The sequence below is a fragment of the Psychrobacter glacincola genome, assembly GCF_904846075.1.
Taxonomy (GTDB): domain Bacteria; phylum Pseudomonadota; class Gammaproteobacteria; order Pseudomonadales; family Moraxellaceae; genus Psychrobacter; species Psychrobacter glacincola_C.
In genome coordinates this window covers 503040-521036 of record NZ_CAJGZH010000001.1, presented here as the reverse complement: position 1 = coordinate 521036, position 17997 = coordinate 503040, and the positions used below count along the sequence as shown (strand labels likewise).

15 protein-coding genes are annotated in these 17997 nt (G+C 42.7%); all 15 read right to left on the bottom strand.

Going from position 1 to position 17997, the window contains the following annotated elements; all coding sequences use genetic code 11:
- Nucleotides 1-42: 42 nt before the first annotated feature.
- On the bottom strand, nucleotides 43-1455 hold the full coding sequence (locus JMW85_RS02305) for a hypothetical protein (protein ID WP_201580834.1): 1413 nt from the start codon (nucleotides 1453-1455) through the stop codon (nucleotides 43-45).
- Complete coding sequence (locus tag JMW85_RS02300; protein WP_201580833.1) at nucleotides 1425-4007, bottom strand: hypothetical protein; 2583 nt, start codon at nucleotides 4005-4007, stop codon at nucleotides 1425-1427. Before JMW85_RS02300 ends, JMW85_RS02305 begins: the two co-directional genes overlap by 31 nt.
- 109 nt (nucleotides 4008-4116) lie before the next feature.
- Nucleotides 4117-4479 carry a hypothetical protein gene (locus JMW85_RS14140; protein WP_227681644.1) on the bottom strand — a complete coding sequence of 121 codons (363 nt, stop codon included), beginning with the start codon at nucleotides 4477-4479 and terminating at the stop codon, nucleotides 4117-4119.
- Between the two features lie 73 nt (nucleotides 4480-4552).
- On the bottom strand, nucleotides 4553-4945 hold the full coding sequence (locus JMW85_RS14135; protein ID WP_227681643.1) for a PilX N-terminal domain-containing pilus assembly protein: 393 nt from the start codon (nucleotides 4943-4945) through the stop codon (nucleotides 4553-4555).
- A 28-nt stretch (nucleotides 4946-4973) separates the two neighbouring features.
- Complete coding sequence (locus JMW85_RS02290) at nucleotides 4974-5915, bottom strand: PilW family protein (protein ID WP_055123503.1); 942 nt, start codon at nucleotides 5913-5915, stop codon at nucleotides 4974-4976.
- Nucleotides 5915-6328: a hypothetical protein gene (locus JMW85_RS02285; protein WP_201580832.1), complete on the bottom strand. Its 414-nt coding sequence runs from the start codon at nucleotides 6326-6328 to the stop codon at nucleotides 5915-5917. Before JMW85_RS02285 ends, JMW85_RS02290 begins: the two co-directional genes overlap by 1 nt.
- The gene (pilV, locus tag JMW85_RS14130) at nucleotides 6325-7086 is read right to left on the bottom strand and encodes a type IV pilus modification protein PilV (RefSeq protein WP_227681642.1); all 762 of its coding nucleotides are present in this window, start codon (nucleotides 7084-7086) and stop codon (nucleotides 6325-6327) included. The genes JMW85_RS02285 and pilV overlap by 4 nt, the downstream gene beginning before the upstream one ends.
- A gap of 367 nt (nucleotides 7087-7453) precedes the next feature.
- On the bottom strand, nucleotides 7454-8305 hold the full coding sequence (locus tag JMW85_RS02270; RefSeq protein ID WP_201580831.1) for a ComF family protein: 852 nt from the start codon (nucleotides 8303-8305) through the stop codon (nucleotides 7454-7456).
- A 27-nt stretch (nucleotides 8306-8332) separates the two neighbouring features.
- Nucleotides 8333-9760: a phospholipase A gene (locus JMW85_RS02265; protein WP_055123507.1), complete on the bottom strand. Its 1428-nt coding sequence runs from the start codon at nucleotides 9758-9760 to the stop codon at nucleotides 8333-8335.
- A gap of 374 nt (nucleotides 9761-10134) precedes the next feature.
- The gene (locus JMW85_RS02260; RefSeq protein WP_201580830.1) at nucleotides 10135-12270 is read right to left on the bottom strand and encodes a cytochrome c biogenesis protein CcdA; all 2136 of its coding nucleotides are present in this window, start codon (nucleotides 12268-12270) and stop codon (nucleotides 10135-10137) included.
- A gap of 67 nt (nucleotides 12271-12337) precedes the next feature.
- Nucleotides 12338-12901: a protein-disulfide reductase DsbD domain-containing protein gene (locus tag JMW85_RS02255; protein ID WP_201580829.1), complete on the bottom strand. Its 564-nt coding sequence runs from the start codon at nucleotides 12899-12901 to the stop codon at nucleotides 12338-12340.
- Nucleotides 12902-13164: 263 nt separating this feature from the next.
- Complete coding sequence (gene gspG / locus JMW85_RS02250) at nucleotides 13165-13632, bottom strand: type II secretion system major pseudopilin GspG (protein ID WP_201581226.1); 468 nt, start codon at nucleotides 13630-13632, stop codon at nucleotides 13165-13167.
- Between the two features lie 613 nt (nucleotides 13633-14245).
- Nucleotides 14246-15448 (bottom strand): type II secretion system inner membrane protein GspF, encoded by a 1203-nt coding sequence (gene gspF / locus JMW85_RS02245; RefSeq protein ID WP_109591221.1) that lies wholly within the window; start codon nucleotides 15446-15448, stop codon nucleotides 14246-14248.
- Nucleotides 15449-15529: 81 nt separating this feature from the next.
- The gene (locus JMW85_RS02240) at nucleotides 15530-16582 is read right to left on the bottom strand and encodes a hypothetical protein (protein ID WP_055123511.1); all 1053 of its coding nucleotides are present in this window, start codon (nucleotides 16580-16582) and stop codon (nucleotides 15530-15532) included.
- Between the two features lie 291 nt (nucleotides 16583-16873).
- Nucleotides 16874-17809 carry an AraC family transcriptional regulator gene (locus JMW85_RS02235; protein ID WP_045452534.1) on the bottom strand — a complete coding sequence of 312 codons (936 nt, stop codon included), beginning with the start codon at nucleotides 17807-17809 and terminating at the stop codon, nucleotides 16874-16876.
- Between the last annotated feature and the right edge of the window lie 188 nt (nucleotides 17810-17997).

The window sequence follows — 17997 nt, the reverse complement described above, 5'->3', positions numbered from 1 at the left end:
AGCAAGCTTATATATACATTTATCACTACACTACTAACGCTGTTACTTTCTTTCATACCATGCTCGCGGTTGTAGAGTATAGCGCTCATTGAATAAAAACTCAGCAGCCGTACCATCACCTGTTGCCTGTGTAGGACGACTCGGCTCCCCTGGGTACAAGTCTTTGATATTACTATCGTTCTTTATACCATCCAAACCGTACCCTGCACGATTAGCTTCTTCTATACGATCAGTAATGGTCGTTGTACCTATCAATATTTTGACGTCTGTATTGTCCTTGTCGTATGCGCCAAGGGTCAATTCCTGAATACCCTGACCAGCAGGTATATAGCCACCCGTTCCTGATACTGAAGTGCTATCCATACAAACACCATAAGGTAGGCAGTATAATTGACGCTCTGAGCCACCCGATATCTTAGCTGCACAGCTAGCCACTGTACCGTATTGCTTATCTGGATTATAAACCGTGGTGTATAGCAAGTTGTTGATGACTGCACTATCACCAACGCCTTTATTATGCCTAACATTGTTGTATCCATCGAATCTCGTCAACGGATAATACCAACCCTGTTTACTTCCTTTGATCATATTTACCTTGGCAGCATTTTTCTGCGCTTCAGAAGGAGAAGCGCCAAGGGTAGTCGCTAAGTTAACCAGTTCACCTTCTGTTAGATTTTGCGTCACAGGCGTAAATCCACTTTTGTATAAATCAGCGTTGGTAATATCAGTGTCAATGATGCCGTAGACACGATTGGCGTAGTCATTATTGTTACGCAAAGTAGATAAAGGTGCACTACGATTACCTGAGATAACGTTGACTAACGCAAAGAGCTTGCCGTTATTAGCAATGGTTTGCCCACTAATCCCTTCATTACGATAAAAACTAACGATGGGGCGATCATAGAAACGATACGCATATTTTTTAAATGCTTCAGTGCTAGGTGCGGCATTAAGCACTCGTGTAACGCGCTTATTTGAGAAACTGGCCACTTCAGTAAAACCATATTTTTCAGGACGGGCATTCTCAAAATCAGCACGGAATACTTGTCCGCCCAAATCAGCTGCATATAAATGATCCATAAGACCATCATTGTCTCTATCAAGTACAGTAATACCACCAACCATACTATTGATCATCTTGTCGGTTTTGATATTCTTTGTACCGCCTGACTCACCACTGGTCGACCATATCAGTTCACCTGATTGGGCGTTAATCACATAGATAGCATTACCTTTCGCAGGCGCACTAGCTGTTGGTACATAGCTATCATCTTCGTATTTCATATCATAACCACCACCAAACACTAGTACATTGATAGGGTCAGCATCCTTACTCATACGAATTTTGGCTGATGTTGGTTTGTTCCAAATTTGACCTAGACGCTCAAAACCGACAGTGTTAGATTTAGCAGTCGTGGTTGAACTCAGTCCTGCTTTAGTAATGGTAAACAGCATTTTTGGTTCAGCTTTTTACTAATATTCATCCCGTAAAAAGCCTCACCGCCCATTCTTAGACCACCATAGGCAAACATACCTTTCTCACCTGCTACCTCTTCTACTCTGACCTGCTTTCCAGGCAAATCAAAGTTGTAATCCGTTGTCACCAACCACGGTGCATCAACGCCAAAGTAAGGTTCGCCCACTCTATCTCTAATCGAACCATCTACTAACGCTTCTGGCTGGGCAATCAACATAGACCTCGGGATGATAGCCACTTCTTCTTTGCCATCATCAGCATCAACTAAATGCAATGCACCGTCCATAGAACCAAATAAAACATAATCATCACGGGTATCAGTAATACGCCCGTTATCATCTAAAGTAGCGCTATAGGAGATCGCTTCAGGCTTAGAATGTACCACCCCGCCCAAAACTTTAGTTTCATTCGTTGGACGAGTCAGGACTAAATTTTTCACCTCTGTCGTGGAGGTGGGCTGTCCATCATTGGTTAATACACTGGTAAAACCTAGAAAGCTCAGTAAGCGGCGTTGATTTAGCTGACTGTACGCTCCTGTATCTATTAGCTTGTCAAACCCTTGAGGCTTACCGCTACTATCCACACTCAATTTACGTAAAATCGGTGTGGTATTACCACTCGAAGTATAGTCCTCAACATAAAGGCTACGAACACTACCAAGGCTTGAGCTTGGTGTACGCAATTGCGCATAAACACCACCAGCGGTAATATTATTGTTGGCTATACTGCCTTCTACTTTGAAATCAGCAGTTTGCCATAGATCTTGAGTTTTCTCATCAAGGTTACCTGCGACATCTTTGTATAGCAGTTTGCTGCTATTACCAAATAGCGTGCCTTTATTCAGCTCATACTTCTTAAGATTGCCTCTCCAAATACTGGATGCTGAAGCAATACTAGGATCGAGCATCGGTAGATAGGCATAGGGTAGTTGGTTTGCAGCGCGATAAGGATCCTCTGGAATAGTAATAGTACCTGAAGGTGCCGTATTGATTATCTGTACCAAGCCTGAGGCAAAATCAACAATACTGGCAGCAATATCTGCTGACTCTTCGGTATAGTAAAAACCGCCATCACCAAAGGTTTTGACTTCATTGTCACCTTTACGCTCACCCAGTTTACATAAATTCCGAGTATTCGCGTTTACACTTCTACCACTATCACAGTCTGTGACTTCTTTCGTTTTTCCATCGATAACGATAGAGCGTTTGCCTGTCAGTCCATCAAAGGCTTTACCAAAACCAACAGTGGCGGTTTTTATCGGCAACCCAAGAGGGTTATTGGCTGGGTTACGTAATATTTCTGCATAGTCAGCCATACACCCCCAAGCACCGTTGCTGCTACCACCAGATAGACCATTACAACTACTGACTGACAATGGTGATGTAGCCCCTAATAATGAGGTATTCATTAATGTTTTCGATCTATCGTTGCTACTACCATTCGGCTCACCATCCGTTAACAGATAGATGCCATTTCCACTACATTCTTTTGGGTTTAAAGGAGACTTATAGCTATTTTTATCTTGAGTTTTGGCTGTCTCTACTGAGTCATTGAAACCGCTATCTCTATTGTCGCTACCTTGATAATAAAGACGGTCGTAATAACCAGTATTGACTGTAGAATCATAACTGGGCAAGATAGATTGGTCCCATGACCAAGAACCCCAAGTACTACACGTATAGACGTATTTATTGAGACCAGTGTCAAGTGATAGTGAATTGGCGTTTTTTTCACATTTACGGTACTGGTAGTAGTTTCCACTTACGCCACGCTCACCAACGATTTTTATGTCAGGTGCCGTTGTAGTACCCATCATATAAGCCCCAGATTCTGCTAGAGCATGTGAGGTTGGTGTACCACCGGTTGCTTGTAAATCCTTCGTTGATTCAATCAATTTGGCACGTTGTTCAGCTGTCAGTGCTTTAGTCGGTACAACAACCACGCCTGAGCGACCATCTCCTTTATAGCTATAGTTACCTAAGCCTATTTCATAGTCGTCCGCTAATGAACCAGTGTCTTTTAAACTATTATCTGATTTATAGACATCATCTGCTAACAATTCAATAAGGGCTATTTGTAAACGCACCAATCTAGAATATCTTGTCACACGATTGACAGTACAACCACTAGGCGTGAAACTGATGGTCGCGTATTTATTTTGGAAGTCTTTAACCGTATTACCATCTACATCTCGAAGTAACCCGTCTTCAGCAGATGGATCAAGTTTACGCTTATAGATAACCGCATTGATTTTTTCTGAACTCACGGAACTGGTACTACAATTCCGAAACGAGTTTCCATAATCATCGTCTATGAAACCATCACCCATACTACCTGAGGTATCCAACATCATAAAGATGGTCGCGGTGCCTGGTTTGGCTGGTGCATAAATCTCCAAGTCACCTATCGGCTTTCTATTGACAGTAGCGGCTTGAGTCACCGTACCAGTCAGCCCTATGACCACCGCTATCGCTAAAGCTTTGATAGGCCATGACTGTCGGTTAGACCTTTTGCTATATACATGTTGCATGACCTATTCCTTATATGTGTCAATTCAATTTGCTAACCATATGTCAATCATATCCCGATGGTCAGCTGCACAGATTTTTTGTCTATAAAATAGTTGCTAGTGACGATTATTAGGTAGAAGGAAGCGTACAACGTAGGCCACTGCCTTTACCAAAGTCAACACACTGTGTACGCTCTGATTTATTCTCTACATTAGCCTTTTCATACAAGACTTTACTGGGAACACCAGCTTTTATCATGCAACCACCAATAGTGTTGTCTTTATTGCTAACGCTATCGACTTTACTAGTCTGCTCAAAACAATCTTTACCATTAACCTTTGGATCAGCATAAGCAGGTAATACAGAAGTGCTGTTGATATCAAACATAAACGCTTGACTGGAAATTGTGCCACTGTCTTGACCAATCGTATAACTACCAAATGCTTCATTGCTAGCACTTGGTGGTGTCAGTGATATATTTACTTGGGTCATGCTCGCATTACGTTCGCTGACATAATCAGCAGATTTAGCAGGATTACAATAGCCTTTGCCAGCGCCTAGTATATTACCCCACCAGGTACAGTAATAGTTGTCTTATTAATGTCAAAAAACCGACTACGAGGACGGAAACAAAAACATATTCATGGTTGGTGCTACTGGTATCTAAGATGAAGTGCCCAAACGGGCCACTACGTGACAGCATATCGTCATAAATACTAGCACTACTACTGCCATTTATACTTTGTTCAATATTCTGATTGGCGTTATCTGCTGACTGTAATAGCAAGGTATTGATTTGGTCACTGGTGGCTAGTCGCAGGTCAGTCGTACTTTGCTTAACAGCGATAACGCCCGCTAATATGATCAATACTAAAAACAGTAATACCACGATCAATACTGCGCCTTGCTGACTGGACAGAGACACTCTTGGATAATAAGACTGCTGAGTATTTGACATATTATTCTCTTCTTATAATGTTGCACAACTATTTACTAGCCGAGACGCCCGTCAAAGCCATGACACGAGCATTACGTAACAAAACGGTTGACTCATAACTACGGCGATAGTATTTCTTACGTGTACTGTCAGCTTTCAGTGTTTGCTCTTTACCAAGAAGGGTAAATGTTTCTTTATCAGCATCTGCTATTAAAGGCGTATCACTGCGGACAATAACACCGATCTTGACAGTGGTAATCGACGGTTTATCTGTCAACTCTAAGTATGTCTTAGCTGGCAAGTAGGTTAATTCATCGACACCTGTCTGAGTACCTAGTAGCACCTTAAATTGTTCTATCGTGGGTACGATAATCTCACCACTGCCAGTGAAAGCAGAAGTAACAATACCAGTATCATTAACGCGTCCAGCATCACAAGCTAGAGCAAGCTCCCCTGTTGTATTGCCAGATGAACGTATGAAGTAACGTTCAACAACCCAATCATTGCTGTTGGCTGCCACTTCAGTTCCTTCACAATCATATAATAGATTTGGAGTGATATTTTTATATTGGATAGTCAGTTGATCACTGCCAATACTGTCTATATTAGATAACCCAGTCCAATCTGTACTGCCAGTGCTAGCCGTAAAATACTTAACATCAGTGGTATTACCACTACCTAAATTACTTTTTGTTAAAACCACACCACCATGATTGGTTTTATCATTAATACTAGTAATGGGATTACCTAAGTTAGTAATTCGAATATGATCTTCCAATGCTTGCATGGCGAAAATAGTACTGTCTTGTACTTCTGATGCACTCTGCTGCACTGTGATGGTTCGAGTATTGATTAAATACACTTGCATGACTGCAGCAGAAATGAGTAGGCCCAGTACTAAAGAAATCATAAGCTCAATAAGTGTGAAGCCTGATACAGCTGCTGGATAACGGTTAAGCTGATGATGACTTGTTTGGTTTTGCTCAATCATTAGTAAGCCTCCGATATCAGACAGTGACTGCCAGTTTTATATACCCCATTATTTGTCGCGCAAGCCTTTGTATCGCTATCACTCATAATAGCTTTTGTATCGTTCCATGCAGTAACGATACACATCTGCTGTTGAATAGCTTCTGCTGATGTACCTGGACATGTCGTAATCGCAAGCTTAATCTCTTCATCAGCCGCTATTTTTTTGACCATCAAGGCATCTCGAGCAGCAAGCTGATCTATACTACAGGGTTGTTTTGGTATCTTTTTACCACTGACTGTTTCAACTTCTGTAGAGAGACAATTGGCACCTGAAGCCAAGATCGAAATTGTTTTGGTATCCTTAACAATCGTCCCATCAGCCTTGGTTTTGTTACTAGAAACAGTGACCGTATTAGTAGCTGGGCTACTCATAACAGCTTGTATAGTTGGTGTTGCCCCGAAACATCTGAAGCAGAACTAGTAAAGGTTGTACCGCTACCAGTAACATAAGCCTCAGGATAAGCACGCATTACTTCAGCCAAGTTACGAACCACCGTTAAAGACTTAGTTCGTACAAGACTTTCATCTGTTGCACTGACGGCTCGTACTTGTAGTGCGCTAAAGCCTAATACTGCAACAGATAGCAATAATACGGCGACTAACACCTCTATCAAACCAACACCACGCTGATGAGTTAATTTATTTGTTAGCATGACACTCCCGTCTATATCGATGTTAGCAAGTTTACTGACATTAACCTTTTTGGGTATAGTCGATGTCTTTGCATCACATATAGTATAGGTAACTGCCGCATCAACACGCTTGCTAGGTTCAAACTTAATACTGGTTTTAGAAGATTTAATAATGCTCTTACTATCGTAACGGTAGCTTGCTATTATCGCCGAATCTGCATTAGTAATATTTATCACTTTGGGATTACTACTATCCTTATAGATTAAAGTAATGGGTTGACGACGAATCAAACTTTCGTTTTTTGCTTCCTTTAACGCATTAGCAAGTGTAGCTGTTGTCGATTTGACTCGCTGATTGGCAAGCTGAGTACTAATACTAGGCGCAGCAATACCGACAATAATAGCCAATACTGCAATCGTTACCATCAGTTCAATCAGGGTAAATCCTGAGTTGGTTATTCGTAGCGTAAGTGGTAGATTGTTTGTAGATGCGTTCACATCAAATCCCTATTTATAACGGCAATTTTATAATAACTATTGTTTGTCTAATACCAATACTGGACTAAAAACATCAACAATGAATTCATATTTTCGTATCATTTTTGCCAGTCTTTTTATTGTTATTAAATCAAAATGCTGCAATTTATGTTCCATAATATTTAACAAAAGTTTTGCATAGAAAAAACAATAGCCATAACAGTTATGCAAGCTATTTAGAAAATATCATTTTATAAGCAATGCTATTGAGTGATAAGCACAATATCTTAGGAATTAATAACAAATAAACATATATTATTTTAATAATATAGCGTTAAGGCAATATATTAGCAACATATTAGTGATTATCAATAGAGGGGAACAGATTTTAAGACTGATTTCCATGCGCCACAGCATAGGCAGAAAGATGGTATTTATGATTGGCTTGAATATCTGACATGGTGACTGTCTCAGCCGAGGTAAGCAGTGTACGTCCTAATGCTTGTAAACTGGCACCCGTGGTCGCAACATCATCAAACAATAATAAGCGTTTCACAGGAGGCTTTTCGATTAAAACAAAAGCATTGTCTAGATTACTCAGGCGCTCAGCACGTGTAAGCCCTTGCTGACTGACAGTGTCGTCAATACGCTTTACACCATGCCATAAAGGTATCTGCCAATGCTTAGACAATTGCGCCGATAAAATACTGACAGGATCGAAGCCACGTTTGAGCAGTCGTTGCTCGGTTGTTGGCATGGCGACAATCACGCTATTATCATGATGACAACCATGAGGACGTGGTAGCTGACGTATAGCATGTAACAATAACGGCAATTTGGTCATGTCTTCATGATGCTTAAAAGCTCTGATCGCTTGACGCAGCGGATACTCATAATAAGTCGCCGTTTGGATGGATAAAACCGTACCAGCAGCAATATCAACATTGAAGGGTTTCGGCAACCACGCGATACTGTCATGACAATGCGAGCAAAGTAGTCCGCTGTTAAAACGGTGGTTAAATTGCTGGCGCAAATTAGCAAAAAATGAAGGATCGTTTGGCAGGGGTTTTAGGGAGTGCGTTATAGAATCAGCCGTTGGCAAGCTACTAATATTTGATAAGAGGTAATTTTGAGATAGCTGAGATTGTGGCGTGCTGCGATAAACACGGCACAACTGGCAGCGTATATCGAGATACTCTGCCAGCCATAGTCCAGTTTGATAAGGCGCTAAAAGTCGCATGGACGATTGTCAAAATGTGCGCTGATATTAGAAACCTTTCCAATCATTCAGTACGATACCAAAGCCAATAGAGGTATTTTCGTGGTTATAATCGATGATGGATTCGCCATAGCCTTGGAAAACCTGAACAAAGCCATTAACATTCTCTGATAATGGATAAATATAATCGACTTGCGCCGCCCCTTTATTGGTGCTTGGATTGTAGCGCAATGTACCGCTCAAGCTCTGTTGATCAGGCAAATCATATAAGAATTTGATATCACCGTAACCCATGTAGTCTTCGATATCTGGATTGTCTTCACTGCTGCTGCTTTCACTATTCACTCGAGCCCACAGGCGCGGTACGATTGATAGCTTACCCCACTCTGCCCCTGCCATGAGATAAGCACGGTTCCATGAGCGTGATAACGGATCATCTTGTCCATTAGAATGATGAATGGCACCAGCACCAAGCATACGAAGACGACCACCAAAAGGTAAATCTGCGGTCACTGGCTGAGTCAAAAATATTTCAGGCTGATAGTCGGTGGCACGGAATGGTCGCGAGTTGTCTTCGTTATAAACTTGCCAATGTGACTCTTGGGTATAACCAAACCACAAATCAGCACTGGTATCGAATAAGTCTTCGGCAACTTTGGTCTTCAAAGACAACTGAAATTTTAGTTCAGTATTGCGTATGTCATTAGAAGTAAAGGACTCAGTTTCCTGTGACGGTGTGCTTGGATCTAGGTTAGGGTCAAAGGTATAAAATACTGGCAATACATAGGTTGGTCGGTACGGCCTTACCGTCCAAGTTCCACGCTCACTGTTTTTATCAAGATCATAGGATAAACTAAGCGGTGTATATTTTTCGATATCTGTTTGAGTGACCCCAACATTTTCTAACACTTGTGCTTCTCTTTGCGTTAGCCCAACGGTGTCTAAACCTTCATTAGTGGCAGGCGCGCGCGCGACTGAGTCAGTAGCGGCATTATTAGCACCAGCAATGGTAGATTTTTCTTCTACAAAAACAACTTGCGGATTACCTGAAAGCGTACTTTGAAAGGTTTTTGCCAAATCTACTGGCTGCTTAGTTGTGGTGTAGCTTGGTGTTTTACCTTCTTCGGCTACTTTGTCAAAGCAAGCCAAACGTGCGGCACTGGTCTGCACTTGGGTACATTCAAAAAACAATTTTGCTTGCTGAGCGATAAATTCTTTACTGACTACTTGGCGATCTTGCGCAGCTGTATTGGCATCCTGTGACACCTGATAATCTTCAAACTCAAACGCTGCCTCCGGTACTGGTAACTCATTATCGCTCTGAGTTTTATCGGCAGCTTGGACTTGCACGGTCAAGCAGGTTAGCGCTAGACCAACAGCAATATTCAAATAATGCTTTCTTGTCTGAAATAAAGTGTTTTTGCGCGCTGTAATAAGAGTTATAGGGCGGCGCTGTGCGGTGATATGGGAAAACATAAGTGTCCTTTATCTAACTGACATTATCGCCAGCAGAGTATATAAGATAATGAGTATGACCATTAGCGTCATCGCTAAAATAAACCCAATGACATTCAGACATAGAAGTCAGCAATTACAACGAGTAATGCGCCTTCAGCATTGTTGCTTTATTGTAATGAAAATGTGTGTACTATACTAGCGTTATCGCTGCCCTATACCAATGTAAATATCAATAATCAACGCTAAACCAAATGCTTAGCATCAGGATGTCAGGTAACCATTGATAAAAATAAAAGAGCCAACGTACTGTATGAATAGTACATTGGCTCTTTTGTATTGTTAAGCCTTTAGAAAAGACTTATTCGTTTTGTTAAGTATCAGTTATTAAGATATCAGTTATTAAGCATCGTCAACGTTTGCTCAAATTCTGGACGATCAATCTCACCTACTTGTTGATTGGTCAACTGACCATCTTGATAATACAGCAATGCTGGCGGACCAAACAATTTATAGCGCGCTAAGATTGCTTTAGAATCGTCAGTAGTTTCTGTTATATCCAGTCTCACCAACTGCCAATCCTGCATCTGCGTTGGACGATTATGAAATAAGTTTTTATCCATAATACGGCACTCGATACACCATTCAGCAGTGACATCGACAAGCACTTTAGGGTTGGCGGCGATAATGGCATCTAACTCAGTCAGCGTTGTGACGGTTTTATCTGTTGTATTACTCATGGCTGGCTGACCAGTCGTCTGCATCATCGGAGCAGCACTTAAAGATGCCAGCGGATGCAAACTATCATCGTTACCCAACGCCGCGCCGATGATTAAACAGGTGGCCCAAATACCAGCGATTAATCCCAATGCTTGGGTCAGCATACGACCTTTACCCAACCAACTCCACGCCCACATCGCTACAACCATAAACCATAACGCCCATACCATTAGCATCACGGGTGAGATAAAGACGCGCTCAATTAATAATAAAGCAACGGCAAAGAGCAATAAGGCAAAACCTTGCTTGACCCAGTTCATCCACGCGCCCGCTTTCGGCATAATTTTACCTTGGGTGGCACCAATTAAGATAAGTGGTGCGGATAAACCAAAACCCAGCATAAATAAAGCTGCAAACCCAAGTAGTGGACTACCAATCGTCGATACGGCAAGCAGCGCCCCAAATAATGGCGCAGAAACACAAGGCGATACTACGAGCGCAGATAAGAAACCCGCGATTAAACTACCGCCCGTACTACCCAGCTTGCTATCCCCTGCTTGACTCAAACCTTGCATTTTATTACTAATAAATCTCGGTAAGCGGATACTAAACACACCCAGCATATATAGTGCAAGTAGGACAAATACAATCGCAAAACCAATCAGTATAATGGGGTTTTGTAGCCAGCCGATAATGCCTAATGATTCACCAAACACGGCGATGACTGCGCCCAAAATACCATAAGCCGTTGCCACGCCAATAGCGTAACTGGTGGTCAGAATAACACCGCGTTTCACCGTTGGATTTTCCTCACGGGCAACGATATTGGCAACGATTGGCAACATTGGTAGTACGCATGGTGTCAATGCCAAACCCAGCCCTGCTAAAAACAATAATACCAATGCCAACCAAGGGTGAGAAGCCAGACCAAAAGGATCGCTATCAGTGGCATTATCTCCAGCAACAGTATTGTTGATTGTCGCAGGAACTTCACTTGTCGCAGTGCCATCGACGCCTTGTTCATCTGCGCCAGAAATCGTATTGGTAGCGCCAAGCTCTCCATCTAAAGCCTCATCATCCAACAACGCATAATCAATCACCCCGTCATCAGTCAGCGCTTGCTCTGCTGCAAGACTATCGGCAACCGTCGCACTTGACTCAGCGGTGTTGTCATTATCTGTCAGACTGTTGTTGTTAGCAGCTTCTTGAGTAGAAGTACTGGCGCTATTTCCTGCAATTTGTGGCGTTGCAGCAGCGATATCAATCGTCGTTTTAATTTTTTCAGGTGGATAGCATAGCCCCGCTTTGGCACAACCTTGCCAACCAATCACCACGGCGGCATCGTTGACGCTTTTACCATTACTACTGCTCAAGGTCGTCGTCGCCACCATATTCGCTTGGTCAAACACCAGTACTTTTCCGAATGTCGGATCATCGATTGACACTGGCTTTTGACTAAAGGTAAAAGGCGCGGCGGTCACGCCAGCTGGCAGCGTCAGTTTGATTTGGTCTTTATAAACATAATGCTCAGGCGTAATATCAAAATTAATGGCTAAGCGCGTGCCATTATTGGTAGCTTTACTGCTATCACTGACTTGGAAGGCTTTGTCCACTGGTAAAAACTTCGTCTGTGCCGCATTTTTATCACTGCTAAATAAATCACCCAGCCCTGCCGCGTGCGTCATCATGGGCATCGCAGCCAGTCCTGTAAACAACGAGCTACTAGCGACCGCAAATGCTAGTAGATAAGATTTTTTGGACGAGCGATGTACCGTTAGCGATGGTTTTTTTTCTATTGTCTTGATGGACATGAAGAGCTACCTATTTATTACCTAATATGCTATTTATTACCAATATTTGAGTCGATCGGCTTGTGGTCTATTTGCGTGTCACGGCGATATCAACCGTGGTTTTGATTTTCTCTGGCGGATAGCATAGCCCAGCTTTTGCACAGCCTTGCCAGCCAATGATAATCGGTGCATTTTTTGCGCCTTTACCATTGTTAGTAGTCAGAGTCGTGGTTGCTACCATATTTTTTTGGGTAAAAACGGGAACCTTACCAAAGGTTGGGTCGTCAATGGAGACTGGCGACTGACTAAAAGTAAAGGGGGTTGCACTCACGCCCTTAGGGAAACTGAGAGTAAGCTGATCTTTATAGACATAATGACCTGGCGTAATATCAAAATTAATAGATAAGCGCGTGCCCTTAGAGGTGGCTTTGGTGCTGCTAATAACTTGAAACGCTTTATCGACAGGCAAAAACTTCGATTTTTCGGCACCATTATTAGCAAATAACTCGCCCAAACCTGCAGCTTGGGCGCTCATAGATGCCATTGACAACCCTATCATCAATGAAGTACTCATGATTGCAAGTGCGTGAGGCAACTTAGAGACTCGTTTATTTGTAATGACGGCTTGTGAGTTGAGTTTGTTGGTAAACATGAGTAATGACCTCTACTGGCTGATTTTAATAACAAATGAGCGGGGCGATATGACTGGTATCAAACGTATAGCTTGTTGGAAAAATGGATGGTTTGACACTACCTATGGAATGCCACGCCATTTATTTACTGATATAAAAATATCAACCAATAAGGTCTTATTGGTTGATATTTAAGAGCTTTAGAGCGGCCGTCACCAATAAACATACTATTGAGTAAGGGATCGTTAGCTACCCATATTTTAATTACCCGTCAAGCTAGTGCTTATAATTGGGCATAAAGATCAGCATCTTGACCTTCGCCGCCTTGCTGGCCATCTGCACCCAGCGAGAATAAATCATAAGGACGACCTTCACTGCCTGGGGCGACATATTGCATCTCGTTTTCCCAGCCATCTGTTGGATAGCCGCCTTTGATATAACCACCATCTGGATAGTTTTTGGCTTCTGCTGGCGGTGTGGTTAATGCTTCTAGACCTTGTGCGGTAGTCGGATAGCGCGAATTATCAACCTTATACATATCAAGGGCGTTGGATACTGTAGCAAGCGCTGTTTCAGTGGTCTTGACACGAGCTTTATCACTTTGTCCCACCACTTTTGGGACAACTAAGCCTGCAAGAATTGCCAAGATTACAATCACGACCATGATCTCGATCAGAGTAAATCCAGACTGGTTATTACGCATAGGCAGTGGCTGACGGGCTCTCGTAGGAGCTGGCTTGTTGGCATTCATAGCACTTGTTGGCATAGTAGTTACTTGAATTTTGTCAATTATAGTCATCGCTTTTGTCATCGCTTTTGGCATCAGGGTGATGTAAATAGGAAAAGTGGCGTTCAATTAACATGAATAATCGGCGTATTAATGAGCACTGAAACGATTATCACTATAAACCATGATTTTATTTTTATCTAGGGCGTGTCCTCAATTCAATCGATTAACCTCTGAATGGGCTAGAAATAGCTAAATTTTGCCAAACATCATCAAATAGCTTGTTAATATCTCGATATTATTTGCGCTACTTTCCTTGTTTGACGGTAATTTATCTCATTTTTATCACCATTTTTAAAATAAGGAAACGCCCTAGCACCGCAAGTAGATTGTTATGAACACTGACTTTTATAAGCATCAATACTGAACCACAGCATAACGAGTGATATTTATAAGGATAACTTTTGATTGACGCTTACTATAGCTTGATGGCTGGCTTTACCCTAGTAAAAACCTGGCTCAGTCAACAATCTACAACAGTAAGCAAATCTTAAGAAAGCTAGCGTAATATTTAGTAAGATAGCTACAATAAAAATGTGAGCGGGAGGCACACAAGCTCAGAAGATTTGAGTGCTCATTATCCTGCTAGATCATTCATATTGACAATCGGCAGCATCACTGCCATTACGATAATCATCACCACCACGCCCATCAGCACTAGCATCAACGGCTCAAGTAGCGACAATAAGGTACTGATAAAGTTTGTGGCTTCTGCTTCCTGCATATTGGCGGCACGGCTGAGCATGTTTTCAAGCTCGCCTGAGTTTTCGCCACTTTTAATCATTTGCACCATCATCGGCGGAAAGTAACTGGACTTTTCTAATTGACTCGATAAACTTGAGCCTTCCGTCACCCTATCAGCTGCAGTGATAATAGTTTTTTGAATGTGTAAATTGGTCGTCACCGCCGCACCAATATGCAATGCCTCAATCAACGGCACCCCTGAGCGTACCAATATCGCCAATGTACTGGCAAAACGTGCTGCATTCAGCCCTTTTGATAACCGCGCCAATATCGGTAATCTTAGCACGATGCTGTCTATCGCTAACTTACCCGCTTGCGTCTGCGCGAAACGATAAAACAAAAACGCCGTTCCGGCCAATACTAGCAGCATCAGCCACCACCACTGTGTAATGAGGTTAGATAGGCTAAGAACAATTTGGGTAATGAGCGGTAGCGCTTGCTCAGATTGCTCAAACACTTTGACAATTTTGGGCACCACAAAACTCATCAAGCCCATAATCACGCCGACTGCCATCACCATCAGCACAATCGGATAAACCATCGCGCCTTGGATTTTCTTTTGCAATGCAAAGCGGTTTTCGGTGTAATCTGCCAACTGGTTCAAGATTAAATCCAAGTGACCTGACTTTTCACCTGCCGCAATGGTCGCGATATATAGTGGTGGAAAACTGGCGGCTTGCTGCAATGCTCGCGCCAAGCTCAAACCTTCTAATACATGCGAGCGCACGGCAAGCATGAGAGATTTAATATGGGTTTTTGGTGATTGTTTGGCAACGGCAGCAAGCGTTTCTTCTAACGGAATACCCGCTGCCAATAATACCGATAATTGACGGGTCAGCAATGCCAACTCGTAAGCAGACGGTTTTTTATAGCGGTTTTTATTCTGGTTTTGTCTGTCATTGACGGCACTGACTTCAACGGGCGTCCATTGTTTATCACGCAGCTGCTGGCGAACTTGCCGCGCAGAATCGCCTTCGAGCAAGCCTTTTTGCACACTGCCATGGTCATCTAACGCTTTATAATGATAAGCGGGCATAGCAGCGAATATCCTAAAGTGGTCAACAAGAAAAAGTAATAAACAAGGACTTGTAAAGGAGGTCTATCGAGATTTAATGGCTTAAAAAAGCGGCGTAGAATCGCTACTGTCTGGCATCAAACCTTGCAATAACAAAACATCTAAGTGCTGCTGCTGCAGTTTTTTATCGAAGTCGTTGACCTCAGCAATGAGCATTCTCTCGATACGCTTGTCACTGGCAAAGACACTCAATCGCGCACAGATAACTGCCAATTGATAAATACGTTTTTTACAGTAGCCATCCAGCCCTTGTAGCAGTCTAACCATGTATGGCGTCTCAAGACTGGCGTAATCGTAATCAGCTATAACCTGCGGACCAAGTGCCGTAACACCATAGCTAATAGATAGATGGGCACAAAAATAACAGCTGAATAAGTAGCCAACGACATGGCCAATATAATAGCCGCGGTCATAGGTAAAACTACTCACGCCGAAGTGCCCAAGCACATAGCTATTTAGACTGCCTTGATCACGAATAGGCTTACTGTTCTTTAATTTGCCAACGGTGGCAAAGCATAGCGGATTTCGCCCATCCTGAGTAGTCAGTTGCCAACCTGCTGGTTGCTGAGCTGGCATATGACGGACAATATCAGCGATGATGTCATCGACCACATGCAGCTGCTGCCAAAGACGCTCTAGTCCATCGGTATCCATCAAGCCACGTTTATCAAGCTGCTGTGCCAGCAAGTATTGCTGATGTTCTGCGAATTGTGATTTGAGCGTTTGTACCAAATAAGTAGGCCGCGTGGCAGCGGATGCCATATACAATAATCGCGTACGCTCATGCTGGGTACGATACAGTGCCACACGCTGCTCGGCAATATTCATCTCGCTAGCAGCAGGCTGTTGCACCCTGCTAGGGGTATTAGACAACTCATCAGCTGCGCCTTTAACGACCTCTTTAACAACTGCCTCTTCAATATCTGGCAGCGTAAACAGTGCCAATAACATGGCTTTGTCAAGTGTCGCACCCGCCTTGTCTTTTCGACCACGCTTGACGTTGCTTGGATTTATATCGCTTTGTTTTTTAGCGGACACAGCTGAGCCTTGTTGGCTATTGGCTCCTGCGCGTGGCTTTGCGGTCGGTTCAGTCATAACATACCATCAGCAGCAAAAATAAATATCATTTAGAACAAACGATCTGACCACCATACAGTGACATATCTTACGCTAAAAACAAGCGTTTGCGCCTAGACGACTCATTATTCCATAGTACCTGAACACAAGCACATTGTCAGCTGTCCATCGTCAAAATACTCTCTATCAACACCTGTCAACCATAGACGAAATATCTTCATAGAAGTCTCATACTTCACCATGAGAAAACAAAAAAGCGTTAAGGGCCTAATGGCAACCTTAACGCTTTTATAGTGTATTAACGATACGTTATGCGATGTTTTCTTGTTGATATTGTTGGCGATAGGCTTTTGGTGATACCCCATAAACGCGCTTGAATGCTTGACTAAAGGTCGAGTCTGACGCATAGCCAACCAACTCACTGATACGGCCAATACTGTTTTGCTGCAAGCGTAGATAACGGGCCGCCAAGCGCAAGCGATAATCAATTAGATAAGTCAGCGGCGGCATACCAACTGTATCTTTAAAGCGCTGCGCAAAGCTCGAGCGTGACATTCCTGCGACTTCAGCCAGCTTATGAATGGTCCAGTTTTGATTGGGCGCTTGATGCATCGCTGCTAACGCCTTGGTCAAAAACGGATCTTTCATGGCTTTTAGCCAATTTTCTGTGGCCTCAGGCAAACTTTCAATATAAACCCGCAAACATTCAATCATCATAATACTTGCCCAATGATTGATGATCGCGGTCTTGCCCATGCGCTCACGCTCGGCTTCTAAGGTCAGCAGCTTAATCTCGACATCAATGACCTCAAATCTACCGTCAGACTCATCATTGATTTCAGGCAAAATCGCAGGCAGCACAGACAACAAAGGACGTATCATTTCTTTATCATACTTGCATTCAATCAATATCAAAGACGAGTTAGGATCACCGTTGCCATCGATATCAAGGGTGTTTTCCTTACAATGAGTCAGCAACTCATCTAGCGGTAGCGCATCGTCACCATTATGATCTAAGGCATAGCTCACATGCTTATGAGCACTGGGAATCATAATCATATCGCCTGCGTGCGCCTGTCGCAAACCATTGCCGACGTCGATACAAAAGCTCCCAGACATCACTAAATAAAACAAAATCGTATCTTGTCTAGTGATGGAATAAGACCAATTACCAGTCCCATTCAAACGATAATACTTGGTTTCAAACAAATGCACGTTTTGTAGCAATACGCTCAATGCGTCCATCAATCACTTCCTCAATAATATAAGATCCATAGCAGCGCATCTCAGACAAGCACTCACATCCCTACTACAGTCTTAGGCTTACTTAATCTATTCAATATATTTTTTAACTGACCTTTGGTTTTCTTAACACTCGTATCATCTTCAATGGATCACTTCTTAATGGATGACCTAATATATCAACGGGCTTT

Excerpts from the sequence above, each read along its gene's own strand:
- JMW85_RS14135 (WP_227681643.1), bottom strand. The coding sequence starts at position 4,945 with ATGTCAAATACTCAGCAGTCTTATTATCCAAGAGTGTCTCTGTCCAGT.
- JMW85_RS02265 (WP_055123507.1), bottom strand. The coding sequence starts at position 9,760 with ATGTTTTCCCATATCACCGCACAGCGCCGCCCTATAACTCTTATTACA.
- JMW85_RS02255 (WP_201580829.1), bottom strand. The coding sequence starts at position 12,901 with ATGTTTACCAACAAACTCAACTCACAAGCCGTCATTACAAATAAACGA.
- JMW85_RS14140 (WP_227681644.1), bottom strand. The coding sequence starts at position 4,479 with ATGACCCAAGTAAATATATCACTGACACCACCAAGTGCTAGCAATGAA.
- JMW85_RS02285 (WP_201580832.1), bottom strand. The coding sequence starts at position 6,328 with ATGAGTAGCCCAGCTACTAATACGGTCACTGTTTCTAGTAACAAAACC.
- JMW85_RS02240 (WP_055123511.1), bottom strand. The coding sequence starts at position 16,582 with ATGACTGAACCGACCGCAAAGCCACGCGCAGGAGCCAATAGCCAACAA.
- JMW85_RS02260 (WP_201580830.1), bottom strand. The coding sequence starts at position 12,270 with ATGTCCATCAAGACAATAGAAAAAAAACCATCGCTAACGGTACATCGC.
- gspG (WP_201581226.1), bottom strand. The coding sequence starts at position 13,632 with ATGAATGCCAACAAGCCAGCTCCTACGAGAGCCCGTCAGCCACTGCCT.
- JMW85_RS02270 (WP_201580831.1), bottom strand. The coding sequence starts at position 8,305 with ATGCGACTTTTAGCGCCTTATCAAACTGGACTATGGCTGGCAGAGTAT.
- JMW85_RS02235 (WP_045452534.1), bottom strand. The coding sequence starts at position 17,809 with ATGGACGCATTGAGCGTATTGCTACAAAACGTGCATTTGTTTGAAACC.
- JMW85_RS02300 (WP_201580833.1), bottom strand. The coding sequence starts at position 4,007 with ATGCAACATGTATATAGCAAAAGGTCTAACCGACAGTCATGGCCTATC.
- JMW85_RS02290 (WP_055123503.1), bottom strand. The coding sequence starts at position 5,915 with ATGATTGAGCAAAACCAAACAAGTCATCATCAGCTTAACCGTTATCCA.
- JMW85_RS02305 (WP_201580834.1), bottom strand. The coding sequence starts at position 1,455 with ATGCTGTTTACCATTACTAAAGCAGGACTGAGTTCAACCACGACTGCT.
- gspF (WP_109591221.1), bottom strand. The coding sequence starts at position 15,448 with ATGCCCGCTTATCATTATAAAGCGTTAGATGACCATGGCAGTGTGCAA.